Origin of the sequence: Tardiphaga sp. 841_E9_N1_2 (assembly GCF_051811065.1) — a bacterium.
Taxonomy (GTDB): Bacteria; Pseudomonadota; Alphaproteobacteria; order Rhizobiales; family Xanthobacteraceae; genus Tardiphaga; species Tardiphaga robiniae.
Window position 1 is genome coordinate 3,101,262 of sequence record NZ_JBPWQC010000001.1, and the last position, 25,322, is coordinate 3,126,583.

Annotated in this window: 21 protein-coding genes and 2 pseudogenes; 10 read left to right on the forward strand and 13 right to left on the reverse strand. The window is 58.9% G+C overall.

All coding sequences use genetic code 11. The features are described from left to right. Positions 1-108: 108 nt before the first annotated feature. From AB8A50_RS14970 to AB8A50_RS14980, 3 genes are all read right to left on the reverse strand, one after another. Entirely contained in the window at positions 109-270 is a 162-nt protein-coding gene (locus AB8A50_RS14970; RefSeq protein WP_120286788.1) for a DUF2934 domain-containing protein, read from the reverse strand. 692 nt (positions 271-962) lie between these two features. After that, positions 963-1,178 carry a hypothetical protein gene (locus AB8A50_RS14975; RefSeq protein ID WP_081422127.1) on the reverse strand — a complete coding sequence of 72 codons (216 nt, stop codon included), beginning with the start codon at positions 1,176-1,178 and terminating at the stop codon, positions 963-965. 96 nt (positions 1,179-1,274) lie between these two features. Next, positions 1,275-1,499 carry a hypothetical protein gene (locus AB8A50_RS14980; protein ID WP_147421556.1) on the reverse strand — a complete coding sequence of 75 codons (225 nt, stop codon included), beginning with the start codon at positions 1,497-1,499 and terminating at the stop codon, positions 1,275-1,277. 691 nt (positions 1,500-2,190) lie between these two features. Here AB8A50_RS14980 and AB8A50_RS14985 point away from each other — a divergent pair. Both AB8A50_RS14985 and AB8A50_RS14990 read left to right on the forward strand, forming a co-directional pair. Beyond that, complete coding sequence (locus tag AB8A50_RS14985; protein ID WP_120286789.1) at positions 2,191-4,116, forward strand: hybrid sensor histidine kinase/response regulator; 1,926 nt, start codon at positions 2,191-2,193, stop codon at positions 4,114-4,116. Positions 4,117-5,082: 966 nt separating this feature from the next. Further along, a complete protein-coding gene (locus AB8A50_RS14990; protein WP_439078177.1) occupies positions 5,083-5,292 on the forward strand; it encodes a hypothetical protein in 210 nt (69 codons plus the stop codon). Positions 5,293-5,437: 145 nt separating this feature from the next. On the opposite strand, the gene AB8A50_RS14995 is transcribed toward AB8A50_RS14990, so the two are convergent. Continuing rightward, positions 5,438-5,665 (reverse strand): hypothetical protein, encoded by a 228-nt coding sequence (locus AB8A50_RS14995; RefSeq protein WP_068738721.1) that lies wholly within the window; start codon positions 5,663-5,665, stop codon positions 5,438-5,440. 93 nt (positions 5,666-5,758) lie between these two features. Between AB8A50_RS14995 and AB8A50_RS15000 the strand changes: the two genes are divergently transcribed. The 3 genes from AB8A50_RS15000 to AB8A50_RS15010 are packed head-to-tail and all read left to right on the forward strand — an operon-like array spanning position 5,759 to position 8,207. Then, positions 5,759-6,898 (forward strand): acyl-CoA dehydrogenase family protein, encoded by a 1,140-nt coding sequence (locus tag AB8A50_RS15000; protein WP_081422130.1) that lies wholly within the window; start codon positions 5,759-5,761, stop codon positions 6,896-6,898. Then, entirely contained in the window at positions 6,898-7,635 is a 738-nt protein-coding gene (locus AB8A50_RS15005; RefSeq protein ID WP_120286792.1) for a PIG-L family deacetylase, read from the forward strand. Before AB8A50_RS15000 ends, AB8A50_RS15005 begins: the two co-directional genes overlap by 1 nt. Before the next feature lie 17 nt (positions 7,636-7,652). Next, positions 7,653-8,207: a class I SAM-dependent methyltransferase gene (locus tag AB8A50_RS15010; RefSeq protein WP_244499902.1), complete on the forward strand. Its 555-nt coding sequence runs from the start codon at positions 7,653-7,655 to the stop codon at positions 8,205-8,207. On the opposite strand, the gene AB8A50_RS15015 is transcribed toward AB8A50_RS15010, so the two are convergent. Together AB8A50_RS15015 and AB8A50_RS15020 are read right to left on the reverse strand one after the other, a co-directional pair. Continuing rightward, positions 8,140-9,306 (reverse strand): glycosyltransferase family 2 protein, encoded by a 1,167-nt coding sequence (locus AB8A50_RS15015; protein WP_120286838.1) that lies wholly within the window; start codon positions 9,304-9,306, stop codon positions 8,140-8,142. The two genes, AB8A50_RS15010 and AB8A50_RS15015, sit on opposite strands and share 68 nt — an antisense overlap. A 233-nt stretch (positions 9,307-9,539) precedes the next feature. Then, positions 9,540-11,231, reverse strand: a complete 1,692-nt coding sequence (locus AB8A50_RS15020; protein ID WP_120286793.1) for an alpha-amylase family protein — start codon at positions 11,229-11,231, stop codon at positions 9,540-9,542. 1,791 nt (positions 11,232-13,022) lie between these two features. On the opposite strand from AB8A50_RS15020, the gene AB8A50_RS15025 reads away from it, so the two are divergent. Further along, positions 13,023-13,145, forward strand: a complete 123-nt coding sequence (locus tag AB8A50_RS15025; RefSeq protein WP_439060590.1) for a hypothetical protein — start codon at positions 13,023-13,025, stop codon at positions 13,143-13,145. Here the strand turns inward: AB8A50_RS15025 and AB8A50_RS15030 are convergent. Beyond that, on the reverse strand, positions 13,106-13,348 hold the full coding sequence (locus AB8A50_RS15030; protein ID WP_081422132.1) for a ribbon-helix-helix domain-containing protein: 243 nt from the start codon (positions 13,346-13,348) through the stop codon (positions 13,106-13,108). The two genes, AB8A50_RS15025 and AB8A50_RS15030, sit on opposite strands and share 40 nt — an antisense overlap. Positions 13,349-13,703: 355 nt before the next feature. Here AB8A50_RS15030 and AB8A50_RS15035 point away from each other — a divergent pair, with 355 nt between their 5' ends. The 3 genes from AB8A50_RS15035 (at position 13,704) to AB8A50_RS15045 (ending at position 16,002) form a co-directional block, all read left to right on the forward strand. Beyond that, positions 13,704-14,015 (forward strand): hypothetical protein, encoded by a 312-nt coding sequence (locus AB8A50_RS15035; RefSeq protein ID WP_192855954.1) that lies wholly within the window; start codon positions 13,704-13,706, stop codon positions 14,013-14,015. 1,136 nt (positions 14,016-15,151) lie between these two features. Then, positions 15,152-15,349 (forward strand): hypothetical protein, encoded by a 198-nt coding sequence (locus AB8A50_RS15040; protein WP_147421557.1) that lies wholly within the window; start codon positions 15,152-15,154, stop codon positions 15,347-15,349. Between the two features lie 326 nt (positions 15,350-15,675). Further along, positions 15,676-16,002, forward strand: coding sequence for a nuclear transport factor 2 family protein (locus tag AB8A50_RS15045; protein ID WP_439078178.1), 327 nt, complete (start codon positions 15,676-15,678; stop codon positions 16,000-16,002). A gap of 103 nt (positions 16,003-16,105) precedes the next feature. Here AB8A50_RS15045 and AB8A50_RS15050 read toward each other — a convergent pair whose 3' ends face one another. The 3 genes and pseudogenes from AB8A50_RS15050 to AB8A50_RS15060 all read right to left on the reverse strand — a co-directional run. After that, the gene (locus AB8A50_RS15050) at positions 16,106-16,402 is read right to left on the reverse strand and encodes a hypothetical protein (RefSeq protein ID WP_120286796.1); all 297 of its coding nucleotides are present in this window, start codon (positions 16,400-16,402) and stop codon (positions 16,106-16,108) included. Positions 16,403-16,460: 58 nt separating this feature from the next. Next, positions 16,461-16,757 (reverse strand): annotated as a pseudogene (locus tag AB8A50_RS15055) (RlpA-like double-psi beta-barrel domain-containing protein); the annotation flags it as partial. A gap of 1,668 nt (positions 16,758-18,425) precedes the next feature. Continuing rightward, positions 18,426-18,527: pseudogene (locus AB8A50_RS15060) on the reverse strand (DUF3606 domain-containing protein); the annotation flags it as partial. An 813-nt stretch (positions 18,528-19,340) separates the two neighbouring features. Between AB8A50_RS15060 and AB8A50_RS15065 the strand changes: the two are divergent. After that, positions 19,341-20,351 (forward strand): DUF1236 domain-containing protein, encoded by a 1,011-nt coding sequence (locus tag AB8A50_RS15065; protein ID WP_439078179.1) that lies wholly within the window; start codon positions 19,341-19,343, stop codon positions 20,349-20,351. 137 nt (positions 20,352-20,488) lie between these two features. Here AB8A50_RS15065 and mdoH read toward each other — a convergent pair whose 3' ends face one another. The 3 genes from mdoH to AB8A50_RS15080 all read right to left on the reverse strand — a co-directional run bounded on the left by mdoH (position 20,489) and on the right by AB8A50_RS15080 (position 25,318). Continuing rightward, the gene (mdoH, locus tag AB8A50_RS15070) at positions 20,489-22,648 is read right to left on the reverse strand and encodes a glucans biosynthesis glucosyltransferase MdoH (protein ID WP_439065891.1); all 2,160 of its coding nucleotides are present in this window, start codon (positions 22,646-22,648) and stop codon (positions 20,489-20,491) included. A gap of 14 nt (positions 22,649-22,662) precedes the next feature. Then, complete coding sequence (locus tag AB8A50_RS15075; protein ID WP_309943909.1) at positions 22,663-24,126, reverse strand: glucan biosynthesis protein G; 1,464 nt, start codon at positions 24,124-24,126, stop codon at positions 22,663-22,665. A 580-nt stretch (positions 24,127-24,706) separates the two neighbouring features. Then, positions 24,707-25,318 (reverse strand): hypothetical protein, encoded by a 612-nt coding sequence (locus AB8A50_RS15080; protein WP_120286800.1) that lies wholly within the window; start codon positions 25,316-25,318, stop codon positions 24,707-24,709. Between the last annotated feature and the right edge of the window lie 4 nt (positions 25,319-25,322).

Here is a 25,322-nt window from a genome sequence, read left to right on the forward strand (position 1 = left end):
CCAGCTCCTAGATAAGTGCCAATCGAAAACGCTTGATCGGATGCAGCGTTCCGCCGGTGGCGACATCGCCCGCCCAATGACGAAGGGGCGCTTGGGCAGCGCTTTTTCCTACTCTGGCACCGGTTTCGGGTCTTCGTCGCCAGGCGCATCGCTTTCGAGCTCGCTTTTGGCCTGGTGCCAGAAGTCATCGGCCTTACCTTCCGGGCGACCTTCCCTTTCCCAAAGTTTGTGAGCGTACTCTCGGATCTGTTCTTCAGAGTATCGGGGCATCGGCCTCTCCTCAAAAACGGATAATTGCGGCGGCGAATCGCTTTGGTACAGTCATGCAGGCGAGCGCATCGATCGCTATAATTGCTTGTGCGCTTAAGACGCCACTATGCGACCAGTTCCCCGTCCAAGAATATTCCGTTAGGACTGTCGCTCCCGAATGAACCTTTCTCTCGTCCGCGCAGCAAAGCGCTGTCACGAAAAAAGGGGACTCGCATGGCTTTTCGCGAATCCATCAGCCGGCTTTTTGGCCTCACCCTCACACCGGAAGCTGCCGAGCGTACCAACAGTTAATGCCTCGATGGACGAGTTCATCCGGCTACTGCATACCAACGGCTATGACAGCAAAAGCTCCGCCACGTTTGGAGCGATGGCAGGGCCATCGGAACGGCCACCATGCGAACAGGACGCTCAACCTCAAAAGAGGAAGGAATGTAAGTCGTTTCTAAGTAACAGGCGGCAACCTGATCGGCGTCTCCAAGCGGGTACGTCGCCACCAGCTGACGGTCGGCTAGGTTTTGAAAAACAGGAAATATACAACGGCAAAGGCGGCCACAACTAAGCCAAGGCTCCAAATTAAAACGTTGCGAACCGACGGCCCTGGCTCGGCGCCGCGTGCTTTGCGCGCTGACTTTACTTCGGCGCCATCATCATCTCGTCCCAATTCATATCCTTTCACGCAGCTTGAGCCCCCGTCAATTTGTTGGACCGCCAAGCGCTGTCTTGTTTCCGGCTTCGCTGCTCGGGGCGCTGACATGGACTTCGTGTCCCTGGCGGATCGCAAGAGACGCTGCAGCCACGGCTGCTTCGAAAGCAGACTCTTTGGTCAGGAATTTCCCTTCCACGTCTCCATCGTGCAGAACGCCCCAGCCATCGTTAGATTCGATGACGGCATAAGTTGCTAAACCCATAGTGTCCTCCGGAATAACTGTCGGTCACAAGCCACTGCTAGATTCATGTCTGCCAAAAGCGTCGTGCTCGGCGATCTCAAAAGGCAACGGGCCTAATCATTGCCGCCGTGCCAGTGCCCGGCCAATGAGAAATGCTGCCAACAACATACCGAGCGGAGCTTCACGCGTAAGCTTGCTTAGTATGTCGAGCGGCTTGCCGGGCTTTTTGCCTTCCTCGATTGCTTCTCCCATTGTTGATGCGACGGCTTTGACACCATCCGCCACGGTGGCCTTCAGATCAGACCATTGGTCACTTACACATGGCGTCTCTTGATCGGTCATGGCGCGTCCTCATCGGGTCGTTGCACAAGCACTCACTATGAGTATTGTTCCGGGCAAGACGGTTCTTCCCGGTCCAAGATCATTCCCGTTGCGCTTTGAAAACCTGGTCGGGCGGTTCGCGCGAGCCGGCGTCACGCAGAATAAGCGCTCTGCCGGGTAGCAACGGCAGGGCTACAGCGCCGAGAATGTTGGGCCTAGGGAGCATCGCCTTACTTCTTCACGACTGGCGGGGACGCTTTAAGAAGATCGCAACCGACGCGTGGCATTTAAAAACCAAGTCAGCGATTATCGACGGCGAATCGTCCCGTTGGGGACGGCACAACAGATTTGTCCGTGCAGCAAAAGGCACTGCGAGCGGGCCGCCCTTCAGACCAACTAGCTGAACTGAGCGCCGTTCTCAGACCCAAGCCTGATCCTCATCGACAGAGCCCGTGCCCGCACAAGGTCGCGGCTTAGGCGATCCTCCGGCCGGTCGCCTTGCCCTCTTCTAGAAATTTGAATTTATCGCCGTAACGAGCGGCTAATCTGAGAAGGCAGAGACAATCCTTAAAGCAAACTTTGGTTCCAAATCTGACGGTAAAAGTGTTCTTGTGCCGCGTATGTGGGGGAGCCTACTCTGACCTGCGACTCCCGTGCCGCTAAACGATGGCAGTTATCGCCTCTACCAGAGGGATTGGTTCGCGGAAAGTGAATGATGCCAAAAACAAAAAACGACCGCAATCTTTTAGAAAGCGAACGCGCCTTCCGACTTCTCGTTCAAGGCGTCACAGATTATGCGATTTATCTGCTCGACCCCAACGGCATCGTATCAAACTGGAATGCAGGCGCCGAGACGATCAAAGGGTATGGCGCCGACGAAATCGTGGGCCAGCACTTCTCGGTGTTCTATCCGCCGGAGGATCGCGAAGCCGGACTTCCCGCCACCGCATTGGAGGCCGCACGCCGGAATAAGCGCTTCGAAGCGGAAGGCTGGCGGATGCGGAAAGACGGTACGCGGTTTTTCGCGTCCGTGGTTATCGACGCCATCTATGAAAACGATGTCCTTGTCGGCTTTGCCAAGATCACGCGGGACATCACCGAACGGATGCAAGCCCGCTCCGCATTGAGCGAAAGCGAAAATCTTTTTCGCCTGTTGGTGAGCAATGTCACGGACTATGCGTTATACATGCTTGATCCGGAAGGTCATGTCACCAGCTGGAACCTCGGCGGTCAGCGGATCAAAGGCTATCTTCCTGACGAGATTATCGGTCAGCACTTTTCGCGCTTTTATACCCCCGGCGACCGGGACGCTGGAAAACCAGCGCGTGCTCTCAGCATTGCACGTGAAAAGGGCCGTTACGAAGAAGAAGGCTTGCGCGTCCGCAAAGACGGCACGTTCTTTTGGGCGAGTGTGGTCATTGATCCCGTCCGCAATGACGCAGGCGAGCTGATCGGGTTTGCCAAGATCACGCGCGACATCACAGAGCGACGTCAAGCAACGCAGCAACTTGAACGTATGCAAAAGCAGCTGGCGGAAGCGCAGAAAATGGATGCGCTCGGTCAGCTGACCGGCGGAGTGGCTCATGACTTCAACAACCTCCTTATGGCAATCACGGGTAACGTTCGGCTGATCAAACGGCATGCCATTGTCCCCCGCGTGATCGAGGCAGCAGGAGCGATTGAGGCAAGCGTTCGTCGCGGCGCGGCACTTACTCGTCAGTTGCTGACGTTTGCGCGGCGTCAGCAAGTCGCTCCGACGCTGCTCAATCTTGAAGAGACCGTGCAAGCTGTACGCGAGGTCTTGGCTACCGTTCTGGGTAGCGCGATCAAGCTCGAAATCTCCGTACCGGCCGGAGTTTGGCCAATCTTCGCGGATCCAACCGAACTCGAAACTGCACTCATCAATCTCAGCATCAACTCTCGTGACGCCATGCCCGACGGGGGCACCTTGACGATTACGGCAGCAAATTACCGGGTCAGGGATGGAGAGGATAAAGGCGAGTACGTGCAGATCAAGGTGGCTGATACCGGCGCAGGTATTCCCGAGGACGTCATTGCGAAGGTGTTCGATCCGTTTTTCACGACCAAACCCGTCGGCAAAGGAACAGGATTGGGACTCTCACAGGTGCATGGCTTTGCCAACCAGGCCGGCGGTCGTGTCGAAATCCAAAGCAAGCTCGGCGCTGGTACGGAAATCACCATTCGGCTTCCGCGTGGCGAAGGCCATGCAGGTGCGCACGAAGCAGAGGTTCTGGCCAAAGGCGCCGGCAATGTCCTTCTTGTTGAAGACAATCCGGATGTTGCCACCGCCAGCGCCGTATTTCTGGAAGAGTTGGGATATCGCGTGAAATGCGTACCGGACGCGGAGTCCGCATTGCGCGAGATCGAGCACGACGGCATCGACCTCGTTTTCAGCGATGTCGTGATGCCTGGAAAAATGGATGGTCTCGGCCTGGCCCGACATCTTAGGCAGAATTACCCGAACATCCCCGTCGTTCTCGCAACGGGCTACAGTGAGGCAGCGCGGAAACTGGGCTCTGAATTTTTGCTGTTGCGAAAACCTTACGAGCTTCATGAGCTGAGTAGTGCCTTACAGACAGCCCTTCACCAAAGATCGAAGGGCGCTCTATTAAATTGAACCACAAACAATGCACCGGATCTTACGCCCACCTGTCTTGACTAGCGTCAGCCTCATCGGCTCATGACACTTTGCCTGCCATGGCGAGAGCCGATGGAGCAAGGCGAAGGTCCCTCATGGGTTCGCGATGCGACGATGCCTTCGATTGCGTGGCCGTAATTTTATCTAAATGCAGAGTGTTGAGAACGCAGTTTAGATTGGAACGCATCTGCGAAATGAACGTAGTAAGGGCGCCATGTCCCTTCTGTCAGACTCCACGTTGCAGATCGTCTTGCTTGCCGCCTTGTTCGTTGTCCTTGAGGGCCGCGGCGCCGTTTCGCGCCAGCTTTGGAACGTGCTTTTGAAGATCAAACTGTTTTCGCGTTCGTCAGCGTGGAAGTGTTTGCCATGGTCACAAGGGACGGAACCACAATCCCCGGGATAGACGCCGAGCAGGTGGCCAAGCTTGAAATTGCACGTCGGATTTTGGAGCAGGCACGGGCTATCCTAGCAAAGGCGGCGAAGGACTAGGCCTCGCTCCCTCCTTCACGGCCTGCCCGGTTGCGCTCATCTTGCGGCCGGCGGTCGGCAACGGGACGCCAGCGGGCCCAGCGGATTGCCTTAATGGGGCGGGACTTCGGATCTTGGTGACGTTGACGCTGTCGGCCTGATTGCCGCCGCGGCAGTAGTAATAATTTGCATGGCAGGCGGCTCTGCTCGGTGGATGGACCAATGTCAGCGGTACATCTTGGGAACAACGCTAACAATTTTCACTTGGTCATACAGTGAAGTCGCCGGACGCTTGAACTCGCTTTCGCAGTCTCAACGATCAAGGTCGCCTAGCTCTCCGCGCCTTGAGCCTTGGCTATCTAACGACCTTTTCCGGCGTGCTTGCGCCTGGGCGATGACTCGCTTGGATCTCCTTGGAGGCAGCGTCTTTGCCCACGATTCACCAGCAAAGGCCGTTAAGCGGCCGCGGAGCGTTTCATGAAGACTGCACTAGGAAGTGATCCGAGACTTAACGGCGATGGTCTCGTCGATCGTTTCAAAGATCAGTTGCTGATCGTCATGTTGAAGCGGCTTGGCGGCGGTCCATTACGGATTCCAATCGAGGAAATGGACCGGACTGGAACGGACCTAACGTCGTTTCGCCTTGTCGGCGACGACTTCGTCGTGAGTTTATTCAAACCGCATTAGGATGGCCGCGGCCCGCTGGCGCCTACGGCCCTTCGCATGTGCGGTTGGTCCTTCGAACGATCGACTAGATAATGCTTAAAAAGAAAGGCCGCATCGCCCATGACGACGTGGCCTTTGTCCTATCTGCTTATTGTAGGACAGTGCCCTACCGGTTTCCGAAATACGCCTGAGCCTGCTTCAGAGCCTCGGACGGGTCGTCGAACTTGTCGCCGGCGAAACTCTTCATGGGGCTCCAGTGCGGTCCGTGAGCGGTGATATGGAACCACCCATCCTCCCCCCGTCGGACGCGTCCGACGATCTCCTGACGCTCGGCCCAGACGAGCAGCCACGTCTGGGAGTTCTCGTTGTGTGGCTGCAGCTCGATGGTCGCCATATAGTTCGTCCAAAAGGAGTGCCCGAGGACAACGCCAAGATTAGGAGTCGTTCCAGCAGATCGGAACTATCGGTGCGCTGCGGACTTCATCGCATGCTCGCCAACTGTCGTGAGGACACCGTCATTCTCGCCCCTTCCGAATGTCATAAGCTGCTGGAGAATGCGCAGGCCTTCGCCGCGAAGCTCTCAAGCCGCGCCTTTGATACGGACAGAACTGCTCACATCGCACCGGACGTCTGGACGGACTTCCGCTTCAGCGGATTGGCCATGAGCCCACTGCCTCATGAGCTCGGCGGCAGCAGTCTCTGGGACCCGCGGTTCGGCGCCGAACTCTGCACCATCCTGCGTCTACTCGGCGCAGCGGACCTCTCGCTTGCCCGTATATTTGAGGGCCACGTCAACGCGGTGGGGCTGGTCTGCCGTTACGGAACACAAGCGCAGATCGAAGGTCTCGCGGGAAGCGTGCGTGATGGTGCGCTGTCCGCAGTATGGGGCGCCGACGACGCGCAGGGCCTGAGGATCACCCCGGAGCGGGATGGCAACGTCCTCAAAGGCCGCAAGATCCTGGCGTCGGGCGCCGGGTTCGTGACGCGTCCCCTGGTTACCGCATCAGCACCGGAGGGGCAGCAGATGTGCCTGCTCGACCTCGAGATCGGATATGCGCACGACACGTCCAGCTGGCAGGCGCAAGGCATGCGCGCGACGGCGACCGGGACGGTCGACTTCACCGGGCGACGCATCACGGATCGTGAGCGGATCGGCGCTCCCGGCGACTTCATGCGACAGCCGCACTTCTCGGGCGGCGCATGGCGCTTCTGCGCCGTCCATACCGGCGCAACGGAACGGCTAGTCGACCTGTTCCGAGAGCACCTTAATTCCTCAGCAAGGGGCGAAGACGCGTATCAGCTCGAGCGCCTTGCGACTTGTGTCGCCGACGCGACGACGGCGCGCTTTTGGGTGGAGGACGCCGCGCGCCGTCTGGCGGTCGAAGATGATCCAGAAAGCATCGTGGCTTTCGCCAACCTCACCCGGATGGTTGTCGAACGATCCGCCCTGACTGTCATGGAGACCGTCCAGAGGGGCATCGGGCTTCGGGCGTTTGTGCGTCCTCACGACGTTGAGCGCATCTGCCGCGACTTGGCGACGTATCTGCGGCAACCGGTGCCGGACCGCGCCATGAGCGATGGGGCTCAGGTCTTTCTGAGTTCGTCGCGGTCGGCAGGAGACTTTTAGTGAAGGTTTCGGAATATCTCGAAGTGACGAAGGCGCTTCCTATCATCTCGCGCGAGGCGCTGACGGAGGGTGCGCCCTTCTTAATTCTCTCGCCGCACCCGGACGACGAGACGTTAGGTCTTGGCGGTCTGATCGCTCAGGCCTGCCAAGCAGGCCAGAAGGTTCACGTCGTGGTTTTGACCGATGGTGCGGGTTCGCACCCCCGGTCGGTCCAGTACCCTCCGGAACGGCTGGTCGATCTCCGGAAGGCGGAAGTCAGGGCGGCAGGCGAAATTCTGGGCCTCCATCCGGCGTTCGTACGCCATCTCGACCTCCCCGACACGCAAGCTCCTCTGGAGGGACCCCAGTTCGACGCGGCGGTCCGCGCCGTGTCCGACCTTCTTCAGGAGACGGGCGCAAAGGCCTTGTTTGTGACGTGGGATCGGGATCCGCATTGCGATCATCAGGCGGCCGCTGCCATCGCCAAGGCGGCCGGAGTCGCCAACCCAGCTGTCAGGCTCTGGGCCTACCCCATCTGGGGGTGGCACCTCGATCAGGACGACGATGTCCCAGGCTTCCCGCGGGGCCACCGGCTGGATATCGCTGGAGAACGTGATCTCAAGCACCGTGCTATCGCGGCCCACGCTTCGCAGATGTCCACGCTTATCGAAGACGATCCAACGGGCTTCCGGTTCACCGAAGAGACGTTGGCGCCGTTCCTTGGCGAGCACGAGTACGTTTACGAGGTCTCCCGATGAGGAGGCACATAGAGAGTTTGCCCGCTTCATACTTCGAGGAACGGTACCGGCAGGATATCGACCCCTGGGGATTTCGAACCAGCGCCTACGAGCGGGAGAAATATGACCGCACTCTGTCGGCTCTTACGCGCGCCCATTACGATCGTATCCTCGAAGTTGGCTGCTCGATCGGGGTCCTGACGGCAAGGCTCGCGCAGCGAGGCGGAGAACTGCTGGCGATCGACGCGTCCCGCACGGCGCTGGAAGCTGCGCGAAAGGACGCGCCGCCGAACGTCGCCTTCGAGGAATGTGTGCTGCCGACCGAATTCCCGGACGGCGCCTTCGACCTCATCGTGCTGTCTGAAGTGCTGTACTACTTCAGCCGGGCCGATCTCCTTTCGGTGGCCGAAAACTGCTGCAGGGTCCTCGCTCCCGACGGAGAGATCGTCCTCTGCCACTGGCTGGGCGAGACTGACTATCCGCTGAGGGGAACGGAGGCCAGCGACGCTTTCGCCGACGCCGTCGTCAAGCGAGTTCCGGCTCGCCGGATCCTTCGCGATGAAGTCTACCGCCTGGAGCGGCTGTCCGCGTGATTGCGGCGGCCCTCAGGCTTGCGACGATCATTCTGGCGATCGCGATCTGCCGAGGCAGCTCCGAGGGGCGCAGCGTCCGGTGAACCGTGAGAACAGGACTTCTGCCCGATACGGCTTCCCATGCCTCACGAAGCGTCGCCTCCTCTGCACGGAGGTGACGAACGAAGTCGGAGGGAATGCACAACCGGGCGGACATCGGACCGTCTTCGAGCGCACTCTGCCACGCCCGGCGGAAAAGCGATCGGTACATGGCGCGACGGGCGATCTGCAAGGCGGGCTCAAGATCGTCGTCGCAAGGAGCATTCAAATCGGCGAGCCGGCGTTGCATGGTGTCGGCCGCTCCGCCAGGCGCCCGCCCCAAGATCCGACAGGACGTCTGGACGACGACGTCGAGCGAGTGACGAACCTTGAATCCCGCCTCGTCCAACGCAGCCGTAAGGGCGGCGTCTTCGCCGAGAGCGCGTGCAGGAAGTCCTCCGATGGCCCGATAGGCCGCCACGGCTACGGCCAGGCTCGCGCCCGAAGAGACACGATGGTTCGGCCAGGGATCATGGGCTCGCGGATCACAGCGCGCGATGATTTCCGCGGCAAGGCTGAGGTAAGTATCTTCGAGCCTACCGCGGGACAGGAAATCCCGTCCAAGCGAAACGATCTCGAGCGGTTCTGCATCGATGTAGCCTGCCACGCACTCCACACCGTTCGCCAACTCATGGAGGTTAGACGAAAACCACGCGGGGCCGACGCAGCTATCGGCATCCGTGCTCATAATTACACCGCCCGGGCCGAGCGCATCGAGGCGGTCGGCCGCAAGGTCCATTGCACGCTTCCGCGCCCAGCCGGCGTTGGCCATCTCCGACGGCAATTCCTCCTCTATGACCACCACCCTCTGCGGGACCGAGTCGGCGAAACGTCTGGCGACTCCCGAGGTACCGTCAGTGCAATTGTTGGCGAACACCAGGATCTCGAACGCGTCCGCGGCAAGGGGCGCGCCGAAACGGTCGCGCTGGACGGCCAGCGCAGCGATACACCGCTCGATCCGGTCGGCTTCGTTGCATGCCGGAATGGTGACGATCGCGAAAGGCTCGATGTTCGTATTCATAAGGCGGAGCGTCCTGGCGTAGGTGCGCCTGCTAATCGCCAGGTTCGATGCATGTTCCCTCAGCTGGGCCGCAGCGGCTACTCTATCAAGAGACTGGCGCGAAGGCCTGTCCATGTTCCAGGTCGTATCGCTCTCCAGGTTTTAGAGCGAAGCTTCTTCATCTGCCTTCCGCTGATGTCGGCGTACTTGCTGATGGCCGCAGGCTTGGTCCCGCGATCCGGGCGCAGGCACCCTCACGCCGGATGCGCATCCGTATCACTGTCGATGTCACTGCGCCGGAGCAGATAATCTAGACCGCCGACGCGGTACCAGCGATAGGCATATGCTTCCAGCATCAGGTGGTGCTTGCCCTGGGCATCGGCGCGGTTATGGTCTTCCGTCAGAAGATTGATCAGGTGGTCGCCCTGCTTGCCATCGAGGCCGAGTGCAAATGACACTTCGCGTGGCTGTTCGTCGAGATTATGCACGAACAGCACGGAGTTGTTGCGCCAGTCGTAGCGGATCGCCAGCACGGCAGGGTTGCGCGTGGCGATGATGGTGAAGTCGCCCCAGCCAATTTCGGGGACCTCCTTGCGCATCCGGATCATGCGCTCGGTCCAGTTCAGCATCGAATTGGGATCGCGGCGCTGCTTGGCGACATTGACGTGATTGTAGCCGTAGGGGCCCTTGTCGATCACAGGATTCTTTGACTTCTCGCTCTTGGTGAAGCCGGCACGGGGTTCGTTCGACCATTGCATCGGCGTCCGCGCGCAGTTGCGTTCAGGCAGCGTGAGATCATCACCCATGGCGATCTCGTCGCCATAGCGCAGCACCGGCGTACCCGGCAGCGTGTACATCAGACTGTAAGCAAGCTCGAGCCTGCGTCGGTCGCCGCCGAGCATTGGCGCCAGCCGACGTCGGATGCCGCGATCGTAAAGCTGCATGTCCTTGTCCGGGCCGAATTTCGCGAACACCGTCTGGCGTTGCTCCTCGGTCAGCCGGCCGAGATCGAGCTCGTCATGATTGCGCAGGAACAGGCCCCATTGCGCCGTCGCCGGGCGTGGCTTGGTCACCTTCATCGCCGCAGCCAGTGGGCGCACGTCGCCGGAGGCCAGCGCATAGAACAGGTTCTGGTTGACGTGAAAGTTGAACATCATCTGCATGCGGTCGCCGTCGCTGCCGAAATATTCCATGTCGGTTTCCGGCAGCACATTGGCTTCGGCGAGAATGATGGCGTCGCCCTTGCGCCATTGCAGGAATTCGCGGAAGGCGCGCAGCATGTCGTATTGTTCGGTGGGCTTGTTGACCTTCGGTCCCTTGGTGGCGATCACGAAGGGCACCGCATCCATGCGGAAGCCGGAGACGCCAAGCTGCAGCCAGAACCCCATGATCTTCAGGATCTCGGCCTGCACATAGGGATTGGATGTGTTGAGGTCTGGCTGGAAGTCATAGAACCGGTGGAAGAACCAGGACTTCGAGGTCGTGTCATGCGTCCAGGTCGATTTCTGCACGCCGGGAAACACCATACCCTTGTTGGCATTGGGCGGCTTCTTGTCCGACCACACATACCAGTCGCGATAGCGCGAATCCCTGGCGCTGCGCGCGTCCTTGAACCAGGCGTGCTGGTCCGAGGTGTGATTGACCACAAGGTCGATGATGATGCGGATGCCGCGCTGGTGGCAGCCATGGGTGAATTCGACGAAGTCGCCTAGCGTGCCGTAGCGCGGATCGACGCCGTAGTAGTCGGAGATGTCGTAGCCGTCGTCCTTGCCGGGCGAGGGCTGGAAGGGCATCAGCCAGATCGCGGTGATGCCGAGGCCGTGAATGTAGTCGAGCCGCCGCGTCAGGCCCTTGAAGTCGCCGCAACCGTCGCCATCAGCATCCATAAAACTGCCTACGGAGAGGCAGTAGAAGACGGCGTTCTTGTACCAGAGGTCGTCGATCATGTGGCCCTTTGGTCCGTGGTTGTGTCGCAACCGGGTCGCGTCGATCAGCCGGGACTCACTCGGAATCGTTGGAGCTTGCCGACGGCGCACACGTCCAAAATCGCAACGCCATTTTCAGTCCTGAACCATGAGAGCTCGACGCGAAGGAAAGATCCATCGACTACACGAGCCGCAATTACTTTGGCCGTGCGGATGAAGTCGATTAAACTGCTGGTGCTATCAATGGTTCCCGTCAACACAGCGATCCTTATAAACAGCATGTGCGAATAAAGCGGAGTTGTCGTTTGGTGTCAGTGTCGACTATGACAGAATGCTAGCAACTGGACGGCGCGGAAGTCGACGAGTTTCAGCCCAGCGGCATCCGGGACGTCGCGGCGCGCCGGCAAAGATTGCCGACCGGGCAAAAAAAACCTGGGATGCACGCCGTGCAGCATGGCACCGGCCGTTACCCACAACAGTCCGATCGTGTCGAGGATTCCAATTCGGGAACAAGCGGCAATTTATAATGCCCTTTGCTGACGCTTATTTTATTTCTGGGTTGAGTGAACGAACTCAATGAAACGTCACGAGGATTCCCTATGAAGTGGGTGCCACTGACGCGCAACTTCTGATCAGACGTTTGAAAGGCTATTAAAACGCAGGCTCAACCAATCAAGCGTCGCGAACATCCGATGTGAACTTGTAGAAGGGACCCGACGAATCAACGGTATGTTTCTCGCATCTGATCTGCTCATCCGACCGGAGGAGGAAAGGTTTTTATTACCGATCCATTTTGAGCAGTTCCGGTAGCCGCCGCGCGAAAATGCGGGCGGTTTTTTATGCGCGAGCCCGCGACGATTTCGAACAAGCTAACGGGGACGCAGAACGCGGCGCCCATCAGCACGTGACGCCCTCCCCGCCATCGGATAAAATGGGGATATGCAGGACCATATTTTCGATCTTCTAATGTTGGGCATCTTACTCTTCGGCATAGCGCTGATCCTTCAGACACACCAGGAGCCAAATGACGGCTCGTTCTGATGCGCGAGGGCGACACCCACCGGCCATCGTCTAAAGAGGTAGGAGCCGCGTTTTGATTTGGCGCGATCCGCAGACGTCGCATCGAGTCATAATGAAAGAGGCCGCCAACTGAGGCGGCCGCTCAAATACTACCTACTGCCCAATAAAGCAGTAGGAGGACCAAAACCACGAATGCAGTAATCAGCCCGGCTATGCCTAACGCGAGAAGGACTCGGTAGAGTCTGTCTTCCATTGTGTTGCAATGCCAACTCGCGCCTATTGTTCCGCTTGCCCATCCCGACGCTCATCGAAATCGTCGCCGCCGGACGGCGGCACGCCACAAAGGCGCTGTGATGCCCGCCCGAACTCTCCCGCCATCGCTCTCCCGCCCTGCTCGAGACATGGACATCCGGTACGGCGACGTAGACGTCGGCACCATCGCTCAGCAAGACTGGAATGCGAACCCGGAAAGGTCTGGCATCTGAAAATGGACCTGCGGCTTCTATGGGACTACATCGAGCCTAGGCGTCGCCACCCGCAGTCGGTTCTCCAGTGCATGCCTGAAATACCTGACCGTGACGATGCAAATCGCCGCTCTGGAGAGTTTGCAGAAGGGCTATGGCCAGTTGAGGATCGTAAACGAAGCCCCGGTCGTTGAGCGAACGGCTTCGATCACGACGTGAAAAGCTTCGACTTAACAGTGGGTCCGTCCCCGAGACATTTACCCGGCCCCGTCTTGCCGCCAGACAACGAGCGCGCGCTTATTTCGCGGATTTTCCAGCGGAGGCATACATGACGATGATTGAGCATTACCGGCCGGTTGCTGATGACCGCATTGAATTTCACAATGCGAACGTTGCCAACAGCCGGCTAAGTTACGCGGGAGACCCGTCCTTTATTTTGGCTTTGAAATGATGCAAGACGAACAGACGGACGGCCGAGGTTAAGTTCACCTGAGGCCCGTTGCGGTCGACCAGTCTGACAAGGGCTGCTGGGCTCGTCCCTCGTTCACTGGCAATTTCCTTTAAAGCGCTCCAAAACTCAGGCTCAAGGCTGACGCTCGACTTCGATCCGTCGGCTTTAACGAGTCCCTGCTTTCTCCTTTTCGGCTGAGGCACGCTATTTCACCGTTTTGGTTTGCTGATCGACAGGTGCCTTACCTTCGTTTCTGATGACCGAGACCGCGCCTCCAATGAGACCCAGCAACAAGATGAAGCCGAGCGCGTAGCCGTAAATCGGTCGGATGGATCGTCGCGGACTCTTCAACATAGAGGCTACTTTCAAGGGTCCCCCGGTGTTCGAGGCGCCGCGGCGAGGCAACCAGAAAATTGAACGCCTTACGAAGACACACTCATGCGAGGCATTCTGAGAAATGCGAGAACCAGAAATTGTTCCCATCTAAAAGTGAAGTCGTTCGGGAACAGGTTTTGTTAGTTTGCATTTCTCGGTTGGGGCGTCACGAGAGGAAACGACATGCGAAAACTTCTTATTGCAAGTGCAGCACTGACACTTATTGCAGCGCCGGCGCTCGCCCAGACGACGCCGAGCTCGCCCACTGCACCAACAACGTCGGACCGGACGACCGGCGCAGTTGGCTCGGAACGCGGCAACAACGCCAGCTCTCTCAGCGGTTCGAACGCAGCTGCAGGAAAAGCCGGCGGCGCCAACTCAATGAACAACGTTGACCAAGGCCGCACTAGCGGCGGCGGCGCGGGCGGTGGTGCAGGCGGCGCAGGTGGTGGCGCAGGCGGCGGTGCCGGGGGTGGCGCGGGCGGCGGGAACTAATTGTCCAGCTGGACGGATGTACTCTACTGGACAGCTGGGGCCCCGGAGCAAGTGCCGGGGCCCTTCGCCTGAGCACGCCTATTGGCCATGCTTCAATAACACTTGCCGACATGCTTTCGAAATGCGCGGCCTATTCTGCTGAAGGCAGGAAAGCACTATCATATCCCCGCCCTGAATCGCTTGTGCGCAATAGCGCTTCACGCTGGCACGGCACGCAGCCTGCTCCTCCAGCGTTCCGCTGCTTTGCGCAAGGGCTGTGCCGGAGAATACGATTGCCGCAGCTATTAACAGGATCGAACGTGTCATCAGTAACTCCTATTTGCCCTTGATAACAGCTCTTCGCCTTGCTCTGTTCCTCCACGGCTCACCAATTGGAAACATCATCTGGCTGGCCACTTGGTCGGATCGCACCGCACCATCGAGCGCGATGGGATTGGAACACCATTCGCACGTGCGAGTTGGACGGGCCCCCTGCTCGTGAAGAACATGAAACGTATTGCATCGATGAGCGTCTTCGCTCTCTACTTTCTAAGGAGCCCGCCTGGCAGAAAAGCGGCTGGACTGGCTACGATCCTGCGAGCAAACCTTCGATGCGGACGAGATGCGCAGAGAGCGCCAGCTGTATGGTTCTCTCTGATTGAGAAAAGGCCCGCTTCGGCGGGCTTTTTTTGTTAGCGTATACTTCGTCAGCAATCTGCCTCGCCTGTCGATCGGCCAGCCCGGAACGAATTATTCCGCCGGCTCTTAAAATCCCGGTCCGTGCGTGTGTCAGCGATGAATGCGGAGCCGAGAATGTTCCTGATGGGCCTTGGCGCGCTGCTAGTCCTAGGCGGCGTCTTGTACATGGCACGCGCCGCTATTTGGCGGGGATCGCTTAGCGGCCCAGATTCCTCCCGGCCAGTTCGCGACACTCTGGAGCCACCGCGGCGGGGCATGAGATTCTTGGGGCTCGGAACCAACTGGCCGGGCATTCTCCTAATGGTAATTGGTGCGGTTCTGTTGGTGTCGGGGGCCAGTTTCTAGACCGCAAATGTTCGCTCGGCTTGGCTCGATGCAAACCTTTTCCGATGGATGAACCCGTCTATCACTAGGGCAAGAAGGAGCCGGCGTGGCGCGACCAAGCTGGCGAGGGACCAATGAGTGAGCGAGATGAGATCGATCATCTGATACGTTCTGTGACCGCGGCGAGAAATCTTTTGAAAGACTACATCGGGCCGGGCTCGCGAAGTGCCGTTGATCTAGTCGATCGGCTGATCGACGTGCTCGACGATCGGGACTTCGTTGCCACGCTGGATCGGCTCAATCGGCGCAAAGTGATCCGATTGATCGAATGACGAAAAAGCCGCCCGGGCATGACACCGGCCGGCATCCTGATGGGGCTGCCGGCTCCCCGTCCGGTGCCGCCGCATTCTTGGATAGGCTGATCGAGCTTGGTTAGCGCATCGTTAATGCGCTCGCTCGTGCTGTCGATCCGACCATGGAGCAATCCCCAGATTCCAAAGTGCTAAGAGGACGGCGATCACCAAACACCACTAACATACTGGTATACCGTCCACGGTGGGTTTCAGGCCACTTCCCTGAATAAACCATTCAGGACGCATTCATTAGACTACTTCTAAATCGCTTGTTAGACGCATACGTTTGGCAAGTAGGTGAGAAAATGTCCTTTGACCCGATGGCCGCGGTAGTTGATTGGCTAGATGCCTATCGCTCAGGCGACCTTGAAAGTATTCTCGGCCTTTATGCCGAAGCCGCTACGATCGAATGTGGTTGCGGCGGCGCCACGACGATAAATGGTCGCGAGGCTTTACGTGCATATTGGGAGCAGCGCCTAAAAGATTCTCCGGCCGCGGACTTGGACAATCTCGAACCGGCCCGTGATGGCGTTGCCATTACTTACGTTTGCCACGGCTCAAATATCCGGGCTGACTTTGAATTTGATGCTGCTGGCCAGATCACCTTCCAAAAATGCGGCCCGCCAAATTAGGGCCACTTGACCGCGCAAACGCGCTGAGGGTCATCAGGCTAGTCGAATAAAAAGCCCGGTCACCGGCGCCGAGCAAGAGCGGCTGCAGGCTAATCGCGGGTACCTACCCGACTTCATCATCTGGCGGTTTTTTTTCGCTGCGCCAATCGGTGTTTGCCGTGTCGTCGTAGCCGCTTCTATTACTGTAGAACATCAAGGCCATCAGGCCGCATCCAATAACGAGTGAGAAAACCGTCCCGAGCGCCAAGGCGATCCAACCATGGATCGACATCTCAGCGTCCTCAGCTGACGTCCATGCCATCATCGACCAGACAATTGCGAAGAGCAGCATGGCGAACAGAACGATTAAAACGATGGCCTGACCAAAGTTAATCGTCCGGGATGGATTTTGCTCGCGCATTGCAACCTCCCTGTCGGCACCGTGCCTGTCCGGCTATTAGACACTCCATCGCGACGGATTACAAAAAGCCCGGCCTCCGTTCGACAGCCGGGCAAGTTCCGGAGGCAAACACGACCGGGTCACCCGCTCGTGGGGCTACCCGGACGGTGACGCGCGCGATACCACCCACGCCGATTGCATTGGCTGCTGCTCGAGACAGATCGATGCAACGACCCTTGATAAACGGGCCGCGAGCCGTGATCCGAACTTTTACCGACCGATCATTGGCGTTATCATCGTGACGTGGCTGCCGAAGCGCGTGGTGCGGTGTGCGGCCGCCAGGGCGTAAGTCGAACCGTTCGCCCGAGGCCGTCCCGCGGCCGTGATAGCCATCTCCTACGCCGTATGGCTAGCGATGCAGTTTCCTCCTTGGTCATGGTGAGGTTGAGGGATACGACGCCTTCGAGGAAGTTCTGAGCAGCAGCAGGCCTGACGGAGAGCACGCACAGCCAGGCTGCCGCTAAAAGGCGGGTCATTGAGTTTCCATTTGTGTTGATGCTAGATTTTCCCGGCCGGAGCGATCCCAGGAAGCACACGCGACGGTCGGCCCGCCGCTCAAGGATTCGGCTGAGCGTCGGGCCATTTCATTGGCTGCTATTTGATGGAACGAAATCTATTATTGCCGCTTTTTCCTGCGGTCGGCAGTTGTATGGTGCTGTCGGCCGGGCTCGGCGGCTTCCCCACCCCCAAAACCCAACGCCGCCGAGCCTCCTATGATTGTACTCAGCTGATGTGCCCTGCGCCGCCGGTGACAGGCGATGGCGAAATCCGCTCCGCAAGCCGTGAGAAGCAGCTAACGAATTTCGCCGGTAAGGTTGAGTAGTTAGGTTAAGGAGCGGCTTGTGTTGTGCACATGAACGAAGGGCTTAGCGTCAAAAGTGTCGCGTGACGTTGCCGGACTTGTCGTTCGTACCGGCAACATTTCAATTGCGTGGCACGGGGTCGCTCAATTGCAATATGAGCGGCCCCACTAAGCTAGGCGGATGTTGACCGGAACGTTGTCGATCAGATCTGATTATTTGAGGAGCCGATGGTCGTTCTTCCAAGGTCATACACTCCGGTTTCCGTCGGCCCAGGAAGGATTCCAAGAAGTTTGTTCTTTCCGGCAGCTGGCAGATGATCCCTTAAGCTGTCGCCGGGCTCGGCGGCTCACCATGTCCCTCAACCTCAGGCGGCCGGGCCTTCCATTATATTATTGGGGGCTTGATGAAGCGCCGCCGGAACGAAACCATTTGATCCAATTTTCACGAGCCGGCAGCTTTTGCAGAAGCTGTTGGCCGAGCTGAGCGGCATTCCGCACCGAGTTCAGTGAGGCGGCCGGCGGCGAAATCCCTCCGCCGCCGGGCCGATCCTTCCCGAGGAACGAATTAGTTTGTGCTGACTTTTCACGGAGCCGGAAGCTTTCCTCGGCCCCTCGTCGAACGGCATTCCCATCTCATCTGGGCGATAGGATTCCGGATACTGCGGTACAAAAGCGTCGCCGCTCTCCATTTCGGTTGGGACGCTATGATCCCGAGGAGCGCCGAGACGCATTCGGTTCGGTTGAGCCAGCCCGAGCGTTGCGTGAGCTTGGCCTCGACGTTGAATGAGGGCCCATCCAACGAGCGTTGCGGCCAGAATGAGCGCAGACTTGGCCTGAGGACTTAGCCGGGGATCTCCCAGTTGGCGAAGGCCAAGTCGGCGTCAAACCTTCGGCGACGCGCGAAAGTAGGACCGGTAAAACTCCACGCTAGCCCGCTGAGCGCTTGACATCCCTTGGCGGGCCATTGGCCGCTCGGGATCGATATGCCGCGATAGCCCGATTGGACAACAGAAGACGGCTCGTGATGCCCTCTCGCATCAGTCTGGCTACGTGAAATGTGAGGAACTGGTTAGCCTCACGAACATCTTCCAAGTCTCCCGAGCGCCGCAGAAAATCGAAAGCGATATCGACGGACTCATCAAGAAGCGCAGCGAGCGAGCCAGTAGTCAGGGTCGCCTCCCGTTATGAAATTGCGAGCTCTTTACGCACGGTCGCGGCAGAGTTGCCAACTTTTTCGACAACGCTTTGCAACTCCTCCTTCGTAACCTTGAGGTGCTTGGTCCAGTATCGAACTCTTGCTGCGACCTTGCGGAGTTTTTTTTAAGATCGTCCATAACAGCCTCGATTCGCGTGTTAAACGGCGGACAGCGGCATCAAGTTCCCGCCAAGACCGCTACAGACACATCTGGCGCCAGTCGCGCAGGTTAGCGCTCTGTAAAACGTTACGATCACATAAAGGAGCCGCGCCAACCCAAAGGCCCGCGCGGCGAGTTCGTCTATGCAAGAGTTTGCGTGCATGCAAGGACGTGGGATCAAGAGCTCTAATTGAGCGTTGTTCCAAGCGACTGGTGGTGGGAAAGGTATGCAATTGCGACCCCGCTGCGGACCGGCTGAAGGTCGTCTAATTCCGAAGCCGGGTAGTCGTTGAGACGCCGTTCCCGGTAGGCCCGCAATGCGTCCCGCCTACAAATAATTTTGGTCCCGCTAAAACACCATACGGTTCCCGTCACGTTGCGAGCGTCGCGGGTGCGCCGCGAGCATGTGTCTGCCTTGACGTACTCCCCAATTACAATGGTTGCTTGATTGCCGGAGCAGTCCGGCGAATTTTGCGAGAATACAAGGAGGGAGCCGGTTAGCAGACTTGAACTCGCAGGGACGGCGTTGAGCAGAACGATGCCGCAGCTCGCATTAAGATCAGCAGGCGCCGTGCAATTGCACCAGGCCCTCGCTCTCCGGCTCTGCCACGCGGCCATCAGTGCCTACGCGACCGAGAAGAGACCCCTTGTCATTAGAATTTGCCACTTATTCCCGACTTCTATCGGAACTACCGTGTGTCTTCCTCGTTCACGATGACTACAAAAAATGGAGGAATTGATCATGAAGGCGCGTTTCTTATTTAGCACGGCGGTCGGCTTGGTGTTCGCCACCGCAGCAATTGCTCAGTCGCCAAGCGCGACAGCAACCTCCCCTAGCACACAACAAACGCAGTCCCCGAGCACCTCTTCGCCTACGACTCAGAAGGCGCCCGATACGACCAACGATCGGTCCACGTCCACCTCACCAAGCACATCCACCAGCTCTTCGCAGGCGCAGACGACTGCTCCATCGTCGGCGGCCGGGTCTTCGACATCGCAGCCCCCGCAGGCGCAGACCAACACGCCGCCCGCAACGGCCGGCGGCCAGATGCAGGCTCCGACCAGCGGCGGTACTAACGCTGCAGCGCAGCCAACGACAACGAGTAGTACGGCGCAGTCTCCTTCTAACAACGCGGCGCAAGCTCCCTCGACGAACAACAATGCGCAGTCGCAATCGACCAGCGTCAATGCTTCCGTCAATATCAATGACCAGCAGCGCACGCGTGTTACCCAGTCGATTTCTCGGCTCAACGTGCAGCCTCTTAACAACGTTAATTTTTCCCTGACCGTGGGCACCTCTGTTCCCCGCGACACCCGTCTGCAGACGCTTCCCTCTGAGGTCGTCGAAGTCGTACCGCAATATCGAGGCTACAGCTTCTTTGTGGTGCGCGACGAAATCGTCATCGTCGAACCTTCGACCTTGCAAATCGTAACTGTGCTGCCGCGCTCCGGTGGATCAACGGCCGCCGCGCCTGCACCGGCCCGCTCCAAGGTCTCGTTTACCGACAAGGACCGGGACGTTGTGCGCAAGCACGTCAAGACGAGGACAACCGAGCGCCAAACGACCGGCAGTACGGCCAAGACGGTTATCCGCCGCGGCGAGCGTCTACCGGAAACGGTCGAGATTGAAGAATTTCCCGACGTCGTTTACCGAGAAGCTCCTTCACTGCGCGACTACCGCTACATCCACCGCGAAAATCGCACCTATCTGGTCGACCCCGGAGAGCGCGTGGTGATCGACGAAATTGACTGACACGACTTCACAAAGTGAATCGAGGCGGCCAACGGGCCGCCTCTTTTTCGCAATGTCATTACAAAGGCCGAAACCTCGGGTGCGATGGCTGTCATATGGGGGCTCGCGCACTTTTCCGTATTATATTTTGGCAGGTCCTACTCAGACTTCGTGGCGTGTGCCTTATCGGGCAGTGCAGCCAATTGCTGAAGCGCGACCCGACTGTTCAGCGCCGCAAAAGTCTCGCGCGTACTGAAAAAACTGACGGCTTCGTCAAAATCCTCAGCTTCTACAATTTTTGCTCGCGCGATGGCGAGGTCGGAATCGATCTGGCCACGGCTGCGTGGCTCATCAACCAGCGATCTCAAATGGGCCGCGCACAGATCCATGTCCTTACGCAATTCGTGCAGCGAGCTTGCGCCGTAGATCGGTGCCGCCAAGGCCAACTCTTTTGCGCGAATCAGTACTTTCGGCGGTAGATTCTGTTCGGGAGTTCCGAATAAGCCGGCGTGCTGGCCTGGCTGCAGAGCGCGCGACGACACGATGGCCAGCGGCATCGACAGCCACAGACCTACGATTACCGGCGTCATCCACAGGAATAGCGGTAGCGACACCGCATAAGCGCTAATCGCCATCAGTACACCGAACACGGTCGGTACCGCGTACTTTCTGACCACTTCGCGGATCGGGACGACGCCGTCGTCGCGGCGCTGGACCTGCCAGCCGGCATCCCGACCAAGCAGAATCTCGCCTACCGCCGACGATTGGAAGATCATCATCACTGGCGCGATCAGGCCGGACAGCAAAGTCTCGACGATGATGCCGGACAAAGCAAGAAAGCCGCCGCCGAACCGCGCTCGATTTTCGGCCTGGGTGAGCAGCAAAACGTAGGCAAGCAGTTTTGGTACGATCAGAAGACCCATCGTGCCGGCGAAGACCCAGGCCGCGCGAACCGGATCTTGGGCTGGCCACTGCGGAAACAGCGAAAATCCCTTTGCGAAATATTCCGGACGCACGAACTGGGCCTGCAGCGAGATGAGAATCCCGAGCACCAGAAACATGAGCCACAGCGGCGCAGTTAAATAAGAACCGATGCCGGTCAGGAGATGCAACCGCGAGACCCAATGAAGCCGCGGCGCTGCCAGCACAGCCAGGTGCTGCAGATTGCCCTGACACCATCGGCGGTCGCGCGCTGCAAAATCGAGGAGCGACGGCGGACATTCCTCGAAACTGCCGCCCAGTTTCGGTGCCATGTGGATCGCCCATCCGGCGCGCCGCATGAAAGCTGCTTCAATGAAGTCATGGCTGAGAATATGGCCGCCGAACGGCTTGCGCCCGGGAAGTTCGGGCAGGCTGGCATGTTCTGCAAAGGCGCGCACGCGGATGATGGCGTTGTGTCCCCAGTAATTGCCTTCCGAGCCGTGCCACCAAGCGATTCCGGAGGCGATTACCGGGCCGTAAAGCCTGCCAGCGAATTGCTGCATCCGTGCGAATAGCGACCGCGCATTGACAACGATAGGCAGCGTCTGGATCAGACCGACGCCGGGATGCTGCTCCATGCCGGCGACCAGGCGCACGATCGTGTCACCAGTCATGAGGCTGTCGGCGTCCAGGATGATCATGTGATCATACCCAGCGCCGAACCGCTTGACCCAATCCTCAATATTTCCCGATTTGCGCGCGGTGTTGCGCATCCTATGGCGATAAAAGATGCGATCGCTGGCAGTCTCGCGGCGCAGTTTCAAAATGGCTTTTTCCTCGGCCACCCAGATTGCAGGGTCAGTGCTGTCACTCAGCACGTACCAGTCGAACTGCGCGGCGTAACCGGTCTCCGATATAGATTCCCACATCGCCCGCAACCGCGCCGTGATCTGATGGGGATCTTCGTTATAGGTCGGTAACAGCATCGCGTTGCGGCTTGAGATCATCGCAAGTGGCGTAAGCGGTTCTATGGCGAGCGGATCCCGTGCGCGCATCAACAGTAGGACGAAGCCGGCCAGTGCCGACATGAACGAGAACGCGACCCAGGCGAACAGCAGTACGAAGAGCGCCAGTACCATGCCTTCGAGGATGGTCACGCCGCCGACCTTCAGCACCTCGAACATCTCGTAGCCGCCGGCCGCGGTCAGGGCCACGGTGCCGAGGAGGATGTAAGCGCGCCGCAGAACAGTCGGCATGGGCCTGAACTGCGCGCGTCGTTGGGAGGAAGCTGGCCCTGCGAGCCCATCCGATATCATCGTCAACGGCATCTCTGGCGGTAGAAACCTCTCGCCCGCGCCGGCCGGCAACGTAGCCGCAGGCACGGTAACCAACGGCATTTGTTTCTTCACATTCATGGTGTCCATCGATAGACCCAAACTTCGGAGATCGCCTGATCGTCCTGCATCAAAGAAGCGCGCAATTCGACCGGCGCCTTACTCTTGACCGGCATCTCGAAACTCAGGCGCCAGCCGCCGTTTTGCGGATTCCGCTGTGTTACGATATTGCGGATTTCAGCCTTTTCGGCCGTGACAACACCTTTGATCTTGGTGGGATCGATGGATTTGAGCTTGTCGCCAATCAGATCGAGCACAAATAGCTTGGTATCGTCCCCGCGCGCACCGATGCCGCTGCGTGAAAAGATCGCCAGCGCCGACGGCTTCGGTTGATCGGGCCCCCAATGCAGGCGGTAGGTAAACGCGAGCTCGCCCTTTGCTGGAAGCGGGTTTTTCGGACGCCAAAAGGTACCGATATTGTCGTGAATCTCTTCCTTGGTTGGAATTTCCAGCAGTTGCACCGATCCCTCGCCCCAATCGCCAATCGGCTCCACCCAGAGACTGGGGCGCCGTTCGAAACTTGATTCGAGATCCTGGTAGTCGGAGAAGTCCTTCTGCCGTTGCATCAGTCCAAAGCCGCGCGGATTTCGGTCTCCGAAAGAGCTGATCTGCAGATCGCGCGGGTTATGCAGGGGTCGCCAGAGCTGCTCGCCTCGCCCGTTGAAAATTGCCAGACCGTCGGAATCGTGCACGGCAGGGCGGAAATCGTCCACTTCCTTACGGTCGTTCGGACCGAAGAAGAACATGCTCGTGATCGCCGCGAGGCCAGTGTTTTTTATTTCCACCCGCGGGTAAATGACCATTTCTACATCGAAAATGGTCGTATCGCCTGGCCGGATGGTGAACCGATAGGCGGCCGCGGCACTTTCACTGTCGAGCAACGCATGCACTACGATCGAGTTGGCGTTGGACGCCGGCTTCTCGATCCAGAAGGACTTGAACTGTGGGAATTCCTCGCCGGCCGCCTCGCCGGTGTTGATGGACAGGCCCCGCGCGGACAAGCCGTATACTTGGCCTTTGGCCACCGCGCGGAAATAGCTGGCGCCGAGAAAAACGCAGACCTCGTCATAGTAATCGGGCTTGTTGATCGGGGCATGCAGCCGGAAGCCGCCGAAGCCTAAGTCGGCGCCGGCCGGCGGGGGCGGCGTAGCGCCAAAGGAGAAATGCTCAGGTTGATAAGGGACTTGGGTCGCCTGGCCATTGGCCACTTCATAGATATCGACGCGATTGGTGTAGAACGAGCCACGATGAAAGAACTGCACCTCGAAGGGCAGCTTCTCGCCGCGCCACAAAGCCTTCTCCGGATTAAAGCGCAGCGCGCGGTATCGGTCGTAGTCCAGATCCTTGAGGGAGTCTGGCAGCTTGTTGTCTGGCGCCTTGAACGCCTTGGCGGCGGCTTCCCGCGCCATTTGCCGCACCACGGCGGCGTCGAACGGCACAGGCCCGGGAGCTGCGCGGGCGCTGCGCGGGATAATCGTCATCAATGGCAAAGCGGCCGAAGCGCCGAGAAGTTGTCTGCGGTTCAAGGTGTCTCCAAACGCCAGAGTGATAGGCAATAACACGCGCTGCACCATCGAGTTCCGCGAGCTGGAACATTCAGCGCTCTGCGCTTGCCTTGATTGCCGGTGTTTCCCGACTCTAGCTCACTAAACGCTGGCGTTTCCCAACCCGCGCTCGGCCGGTGTCAAATGCCAGTCGACGGCGCGCGAACTGACCATAGAACGAGTAAAAATAGCGCTGTCCGGTTGTCGATAGACGTTGAATCACTCGGTCCACGCCGTGCGACGGCGCTAAGTCACCATTCAATGCGGCAGCCAATACGCCCCCTGCCGGATGACTCACGAAAACCCTCAAGATCAGCTTTCAACGACGGACGCAGCGCTTCGACGATGCTGCATTGATCCGCATTAGTGCTGCCAATTTATCCCGCCGGTTGTTCATAATTCCCCGTCGCGTAGCCCGGTTTCTCGCTCGGCCGCCTGACACGCCACACCACTCCGCCCTGACTGCTGAGCTTGACCTCCGGTGAAAAAAATGGCCCGCCGAAGCGGGCCATCGTTGTTATCGGGAACGACCGTACAATTCTCGCTCCTTGCGCACCTGCCCCGCATCGTAGGGCGGGCTTGCCGGGTCATACCCGCTCCAGCCCGACTTCTCCCAGGCCACACGGCGATCATTGAGATTGACTGACGATGGGCTCATCAGCGCCTCGAGGCGCGCGCGATCGGCCTCGCTGACCTTTGCCGAGACCAACGTGCCGCCGCGGCGAACGCCTTCCGCGTAAAGCGGTGCATCTTCCTTGGAGACGCCAGCCTCGGTCAGAGCACCAACAATGCCGCCGGTTGCTGCTCCGGCGGCAGCGCCGACTGCCGTGGCGGCAAGCCATCCTGCCGCGACAACTGGTCCAAGGCCAGGAATTGCAAGCAGCCCTAGTCCGGCTAGAAGGCCCGCAGCGCCGCCGATCCCTGCACCGATTCCCGCACCGGTGCCGGCTGCTTCGGCGCGATCATCGACGCCATCACCGTCGCGGTCCTTCTTGCCGTCGAACCAGCCCTCGGAGTTGTTGGCCACGATACTGATGTCCCCATGAGGAACGCCGGCGGCCTCAAGGCTTCCGACAGCTTTCTGCGCTTCCGTATACGAGTCGTACAAACGTGAAATGGTCACGGTCATGAGA

What these genes read in the sequence shown, in the direction of transcription:
- AB8A50_RS14980 (WP_147421556.1), bottom strand. Translation starts at nt 1,499, where the DNA reads ATGACCGATCAAGAGACGCCATGTGTAAGTGACCAATGGTCTGATCTG.
- AB8A50_RS15020 (WP_120286793.1), bottom strand. Translation starts at nt 11,231, where the DNA reads ATGATCGACGACCTCTGGTACAAGAACGCCGTCTTCTACTGCCTCTCC.
- AB8A50_RS15015 (WP_120286838.1), bottom strand. Translation starts at nt 9,306, where the DNA reads ATGAATACGAACATCGAGCCTTTCGCGATCGTCACCATTCCGGCATGC.
- AB8A50_RS14985 (WP_120286789.1), top strand. Translation starts at nt 2,191, where the DNA reads ATGATGCCAAAAACAAAAAACGACCGCAATCTTTTAGAAAGCGAACGC.
- AB8A50_RS15045 (WP_439078178.1), top strand. Translation starts at nt 15,676, where the DNA reads ATGTCCTTTGACCCGATGGCCGCGGTAGTTGATTGGCTAGATGCCTAT.
- AB8A50_RS15000 (WP_081422130.1), top strand. Translation starts at nt 5,759, where the DNA reads ATGCTCGCCAACTGTCGTGAGGACACCGTCATTCTCGCCCCTTCCGAA.
- AB8A50_RS15080 (WP_120286800.1), bottom strand. Translation starts at nt 25,318, where the DNA reads ATGACCGTGACCATTTCACGTTTGTACGACTCGTATACGGAAGCGCAG.
- mdoH (WP_439065891.1), bottom strand. Translation starts at nt 22,648, where the DNA reads ATGCCGTTGGTTACCGTGCCTGCGGCTACGTTGCCGGCCGGCGCGGGC.
- AB8A50_RS15050 (WP_120286796.1), bottom strand. Translation starts at nt 16,402, where the DNA reads ATGCGCGAGCAAAATCCATCCCGGACGATTAACTTTGGTCAGGCCATC.
- AB8A50_RS14990 (WP_439078177.1), top strand. Translation starts at nt 5,083, where the DNA reads ATGAAGACTGCACTAGGAAGTGATCCGAGACTTAACGGCGATGGTCTC.
- AB8A50_RS15025 (WP_439060590.1), top strand. Translation starts at nt 13,023, where the DNA reads ATGACGATGATTGAGCATTACCGGCCGGTTGCTGATGACCGCATTGAA.
- AB8A50_RS15075 (WP_309943909.1), bottom strand. Translation starts at nt 24,126, where the DNA reads ATGACGATTATCCCGCGCAGCGCCCGCGCAGCTCCCGGGCCTGTGCCG.
- AB8A50_RS15065 (WP_439078179.1), top strand. Translation starts at nt 19,341, where the DNA reads ATGAAGGCGCGTTTCTTATTTAGCACGGCGGTCGGCTTGGTGTTCGCC.
- AB8A50_RS15035 (WP_192855954.1), top strand. Translation starts at nt 13,704, where the DNA reads ATGCGAAAACTTCTTATTGCAAGTGCAGCACTGACACTTATTGCAGCG.
- AB8A50_RS15040 (WP_147421557.1), top strand. Translation starts at nt 15,152, where the DNA reads ATGAGTGAGCGAGATGAGATCGATCATCTGATACGTTCTGTGACCGCG.
- AB8A50_RS14995 (WP_068738721.1), bottom strand. Translation starts at nt 5,665, where the DNA reads ATGGCGACCATCGAGCTGCAGCCACACAACGAGAACTCCCAGACGTGG.
- AB8A50_RS14975 (WP_081422127.1), bottom strand. Translation starts at nt 1,178, where the DNA reads ATGGGTTTAGCAACTTATGCCGTCATCGAATCTAACGATGGCTGGGGC.
- AB8A50_RS14970 (WP_120286788.1), bottom strand. Translation starts at nt 270, where the DNA reads ATGCCCCGATACTCTGAAGAACAGATCCGAGAGTACGCTCACAAACTT.